This window comes from Geminicoccus sp. (assembly GCF_035556675.1).
Taxonomy (GTDB): Bacteria; Pseudomonadota; Alphaproteobacteria; order Geminicoccales; family Geminicoccaceae; genus Geminicoccus.
In genome coordinates, this window is record NZ_DATMFZ010000026.1 from 1 (window position 1) to 5288 (window position 5288).

Here is a 5288-nt window from a genome sequence, read left to right on the forward strand (position 1 = left end):
TTCGTGTTCATCGGCCAGGGGCGGGTGTTCGAGCTGCCCTTCTCCTTGCTGATCGCGCTGGCCGTGGGTCTGCTGGCCCATGTGGCGCTCAGCCACTCCCTGTTCGGCCGCTGGCTGTTCGCGATCGGCATCAACCCGAACGCCGCCGCGGTCTCGGGCGTGCCGGTGCGTCGCACGATGTTTTGGGCCTACGTGATCTCCGGCGCCTGTGCCGGCCTGGCCGCGGTTATCTACACCGCCCGGCTCGAGACCGGCACGCCGGTGCTGGGCCAGCGCATCCTGCTGGACGTGGTCGGCGCCGCGGTGATCGGCGGCGTGTCCCTGTTCGGCGGCAAGGCCAAGGTGCTCTGGGTGGTGTTCGGTGCCCTGTTCCTGACCGTGGTCGACAAGGGGCTGCAGTTGCTGGGCCTGTCGCTTGCCGGGGTGTTCGCGATCAAGGGTGGGGTGATCCTGCTGGCCGCGATCGTGGATGCGCAGCGCCAGCGCCTGAAGGGACGCGGCTGATGTTCCAAAAGCAGGTGCAGGCGCCAGTCCAGGCACCCCTGCTGGCCATCCGCGGCCTGTGCAAGAGCTTCTTCGGCGTGCAGGTGCTGCACGATGTCGGCTTCGAGCTCGCCCCTGGCCGGGCGCTGGGCCTGATCGGCGAGAACGGGTCGGGCAAGTCGACCACGATGAACATCCTGGGCGGCATCCACCAGCCGGACCGGGGCGAGATGATGCTGGACGGCCAGCCCTACCGGCCCAGGGGGCCCAAGGACGCGGAAGCCGCCAGGATCGCCTTCATCCACCAGGAGCTGAACCTCTTCAAGAACCTGTCGATCGAGGAGAATCTGTTCATCGGCGGGTTCCCGAAGCTGGTCCGGGGCCTGCCCTTCATCGACCGGCGCAAGGTGCGCGCCCGGGCGAAGGAACTGCTCGCCGCGATCGACCTGGACCTCGACCCCTCGACCCTGGTGAGCCGCCTCTCGCAAGGCGAGCGCCAGCTGGTCGAGATCGCCAAGGCGCTGGGCTCGGATGCGCGCATCGTCATCTTCGACGAGCCCACCACCTCGCTTACCGCGCGCGAGACCGAGCGGCTGTTCGGCCAGATCCAGCGCCTGAAGGGCCGGGGCATCGCGATCGTCTATATCAGCCACATCCTGTCGGACGTGATGCGGCTGACCGACGACATCGTCGTGCTGCGCGACGGTCACGTGGTGGCGACCGCGCCGACCCGCCAGATGACGGTGGACAAGCTGATCACCTCGATGGTCGGCCGGACGATCGACCAGATCTACCCGCCGCGCGCCAGCCGGCCGCGCGAGGGCCAGCCGGTGCTGGAGGTCGAGAAGCTGACCCAGCCCGGCATGATCAAGGATGTGAGCTTCCAGGTCCGCCAGGGCGAGGTGGTCGGCATCTCCGGCCTGATGGGCTCCGGGCGCTCCGAGATGGCCCGGATCCTGTTCGGCCTGGACCCGTATGCCTCTGGCCGCATCCTGATGGACGGCCAGCCTTTGGAGCGGCCGACGCCCGAGACCGCCATGGCGCGCGGCATCGCCTTCCTCACCGAGGACCGGCGGGCCGAGGGGTTGATGATGGACGGCCCGATCGCCGACAACCTCGCCTTGCCGTCCCTGCCCAATTTCGCGGGCGGGTTCGGCCGGCTGATCGAGCGGACCCGGCTGGGCGACGCCGTGGAGCGCACCGGTCGCGACGTGCAGGTGAATGCCAGGGACTTCGTCCAGACGCTGGTGAAGAACCTGTCCGGCGGCAACCAGCAGAAGGTGGTGATCGGCAAGTGGCTGCTGCGCAGCCCGCGCCTGTTCATTCTGGACGAGCCGACCCGCGGCATCGACGTCGGCGCCAAGTACGAGGTCTACAAGATCATCAACGAGCTGGCGGGGCAGGGGACCGGGGTCCTGGTGATCAGCTCGGAGATCGAGGAGCTGATCGGCATCTGCGATCGGATCCTGGTGATGAGCCATGGCGAGATCCGCGCCGGCTATGAGCGGGCGAAGTTCGACCGCGAGCGGATCATGCGCAGCGCGATGTGGGACAGCGTGACGAAGGGTGGCCGATGAGCCCTGCCGACAGCCGCAAGATCCGCCTGCTGCTCCTGCAGAATGCGCCCCTGATTCTGTTCCTCGTGCTGGTGCTGGTGTTCGGCTCCCTGTCCGAGCGCTTCCTCAGCCCGACCAACTTCATGAACATCGTCACCCAGGCGGCGCATATCGCGATCATCGCGATCGGCATGACCTTCGTGCTGCTGGTGGCAGGCATCGACCTGTCGGTCGGCGCCAACATGTATGCGAGCTGCATCGTGGTGGCCCTCTACATGAAGGGCTGGAACCCCGTGTTCGGCTTCGCCGTGGCCGGGTTCCTGGGCCTGCTGTTCGGCGCGGTGAACGCCTTCGTCATCACGCGCCTGCGCGTGCCGGCCTTCATCGCCACGCTGGCCACCCTGTTCGTCGGCCGGGCGATTGCGCTCTACCTGTCCGGCGTGAAGATGATCCCGTTCGGCAAGGAGATTCTCCTGCTCGGGCGCACGACCTGGCTGGGCCTGCCGGTGCCGATCTGGATCTTCCTCCTGGTGTTCGTGATCGCCTGGGTGACGCTTAGGCTGACCACCTATGGCCGCCAGGTCTATGCCGTGGGTGCCGACCCGGAGGCCGCGGCCAAGGCCGGCATCGACGTGCGGCGTATCCTGTTCTCGGTCTACTGCATCGCCGGGGTGTGCGCGGCCATCGGCGGGCTGGTCTCGGCCAGCCAGGTGGCCGCCGCGTCCTCGACCTTCGGCTTCCAGAAGGAATTCCCGGTGATCGCCGCCGCCGTGCTGGGCGGCACCTCGCTGTTCGGCGGCAGGGGCGGGGTGGTTGGCACCGTGTTCGGTGCGATCCTGATCCAGACCGTCGAGAACGGCCTGGTGATGATCAATGCCGACCCGTACGTCTATCCGCTGGTGGTCAGCGCCATCATCTTCATCGCGGTGCTGGTCGACAGCCTGCGCACCGGGATGCTGGAGCGGCTGGAGCGGCGCAAGATCAGGGTCGAGACGGCCTGAGACCGATGTCGCGCCTGCGGCGTCGCAGGACATTGGTAAAGTTCCGAAGATAATCTACACTGGCGGGCGCTCGGTCCGGGCAGACATTCTTACGATGCCCGGTCGATATCCGCGCGTAACGTGCGCGAAAAAATGTTGCCGCTCGATCCGGAAATAGTCTGGTCGAGACAGGTCCGGGAGGGACGATGTTCAAGTCATGGCGACGGGCCGCGACGGCCTGCGGGATCGTATGGCTGGCCCTTACCGGGGCACCTGCGCTGGCGGACAACCAGACGCCCACGACCTCGCCGATCACGGTCGGCAGCAAGGACCTGCCGTTCGACATCATCCTGGAGCGGGTCGACACCGGCGGCCGGCTGCCGACGCTGCAAGGCTATGCGGCCGGGCGCTACGGCAATCTGTGGGTGCTGGTGGGCGGCCGGACCAATGGCCTGCACAACTTCACCAATGATCCGTTGCAGAACTTTCCACCCCGCGCGCAGAGCCGCCGCATCTGGGTGATCGACACCACGACCTGGCGGGCCTGGTCGCGCTCGCTCTACAATTCCGGCCTCGGCCTGGACCAGGGCGACCAGCTGGGCTCGTTCGCCAGCCAGTCCGTGCAGAAGGGCAATACGCTCTATATCGTCGGCGGCTACGGCTACTCGCGCAAGCGCAAGCAGTTCGAGACCTTCCCGGTGATGACCGCGCTCGACCTGCCGGCCATCGTGAAATGGGTGCGCCAGCCGGACCGTTCGCCGAAGCTCTCGACGCTGATCCGCCAGGTGCAGGACGAGACACTGCGCGTCACTGGCGGGCAGATGAAGCTGCTGGGTCGGCGCGCCATCCTCGCCTTCGGCCAGGACTTTGCCGGCGGCTATGGCGACCCGAACGTGGTCCAGACCTATACCGGCCAGATCCGCAGCTTCGAGATCGTCGACGACGGCAAGCGGCTGGCAATCGCCAAGGTGCTGCGTTCGCCGGCCAAGCCGGACCTGGAGAACTACCGCCGGCGCGACTACACGCTGGGCTCGATCATCGACGGCCGGGAAGAGAAGGCGGTGGCGCTGGCCGGCGTCTTCACCGAGACCAATGGCGCGTTCACCGTCCCGGTCGAGATCGACCGGAAGGGCCGGCCGTTCCAGCGCGATCCTAAGGCGGCCAGCACCTTCAAGCAGGGCATGAACATCTATGACTGCGCCGTGCTCGGCATCTACGACGCCAATGCCGGGGCCTCGCACAACGTGCTGTTCGGTGGGATCAGCTATCTCACCTATGACTACGGGCAGAAGAAGTTCATCGCGGACGACAACTTCCCGTTCACCAGCCAGGTCACCGATGTCGTCCGCGACCGGCACGACCGCTACAAGCAGTACCTGCTGCCCACGACCTTCCCGAAGGTCTCCGGGCCGGACGTCGACAGCTACCTGCTGGGTGCCGAGGCCCGGGTCTTCCTGAAGCCGGGCGTGCCGGTGCGCGGTGACGATCTGGTCGACCTGAAGACCCTGCAGCGCCGCGCCGGCAAGCGGAACGAGATCGGCTGGATCTTCGGCGGGATCGCCGCCACCCAGCCGAACTTCGGCCCGAGCGTGGCTTCCAACGAGCTGTTCCGGATCGTCCTCCGGGAGAAGTAGCAGCCGTTCAGCCCCGCAGGCGTGCGTTCTCCGGGTCGAACAGCGGCTCCGTCGCGACGACGGCAGGCCGCGGCTCGCCCAGCACCTCGACCTGCAGCGCCGTACCGGGCTCGGCATGGTCGGCCGCCACATAGGCCAGCGCGATCGAGCGGCCGATCCGGTGGCCGAAGCCGGCCGAGCCCACCAACCCGACCTGTCGCCCGGCGGCCAGCACTCTGGCCACCGGCACGGCATCGCTGTCGCCGTCGGCCAGCACGAGCGGTACCAGCCGCTCGGCCAGGCCGGCGGCCTTACGGGCGATGAGGCGTTCCCGTCCGATGAAGTCTCCCTTCTCCAGGTCGACGAACCGGCCGAGCCCCGTCTCGAACGGCGTGTACTCGGTGACCAGGTCGGCACCCCAGGCGCGGTAGCATTTCTCCAGCCGCATCGATTCCAGGGCATGGATGCCGAACAGGGCGAGCCCATGGGGTTTGCCGGCGTCCAGCAGCCGGCCGAACACCTCGCGAACATGCTCCATCGGGACATGCAGCTCGTAGCCGAGCTCACCCGCATAGGAGAGCCGCAGGGCCAGGAGCCGTGCCGAGCCGATCTCGATCGGCCGGGCCGCCATCCAGGGGAAGGCCGCATTGTCCAGC

The 5288-nt window shown here is 67.5% G+C and carries 5 protein-coding genes; 4 read left to right on the forward strand and 1 reads right to left on the reverse strand.

The annotated features are described in order from the left end of the window. The 4 genes from VNS22_RS01865 to VNS22_RS01880 form a co-directional block, all read left to right on the forward strand. The coding region (locus VNS22_RS01865) for an ABC transporter permease (RefSeq protein WP_325729026.1) at positions 1-504 on the forward strand (504 nt) is incomplete at its 5' end. Further along, positions 504-2060 carry a sugar ABC transporter ATP-binding protein gene (locus tag VNS22_RS01870; protein ID WP_325729028.1) on the forward strand — a complete coding sequence of 519 codons (1557 nt, stop codon included), beginning with the start codon at positions 504-506 and terminating at the stop codon, positions 2058-2060. The genes VNS22_RS01865 and VNS22_RS01870, both read left to right, overlap by 1 nt. After that, on the forward strand, positions 2057-3040 hold the full coding sequence (locus VNS22_RS01875; RefSeq protein ID WP_191058252.1) for an ABC transporter permease: 984 nt from the start codon (positions 2057-2059) through the stop codon (positions 3038-3040). The genes VNS22_RS01870 and VNS22_RS01875 overlap by 4 nt, the downstream gene beginning before the upstream one ends. A 185-nt stretch (positions 3041-3225) precedes the next feature. Beyond that, entirely contained in the window at positions 3226-4653 is a 1428-nt protein-coding gene (locus VNS22_RS01880) for a hypothetical protein (RefSeq protein ID WP_325729032.1), read from the forward strand. Between the two features lie 7 nt (positions 4654-4660). Here the strand turns inward: VNS22_RS01880 and VNS22_RS01885 are convergent. Next, the coding region (locus tag VNS22_RS01885; protein ID WP_325729034.1) for an aminomethyltransferase family protein at positions 4661-5288 on the reverse strand (628 nt) is incomplete at its 5' end.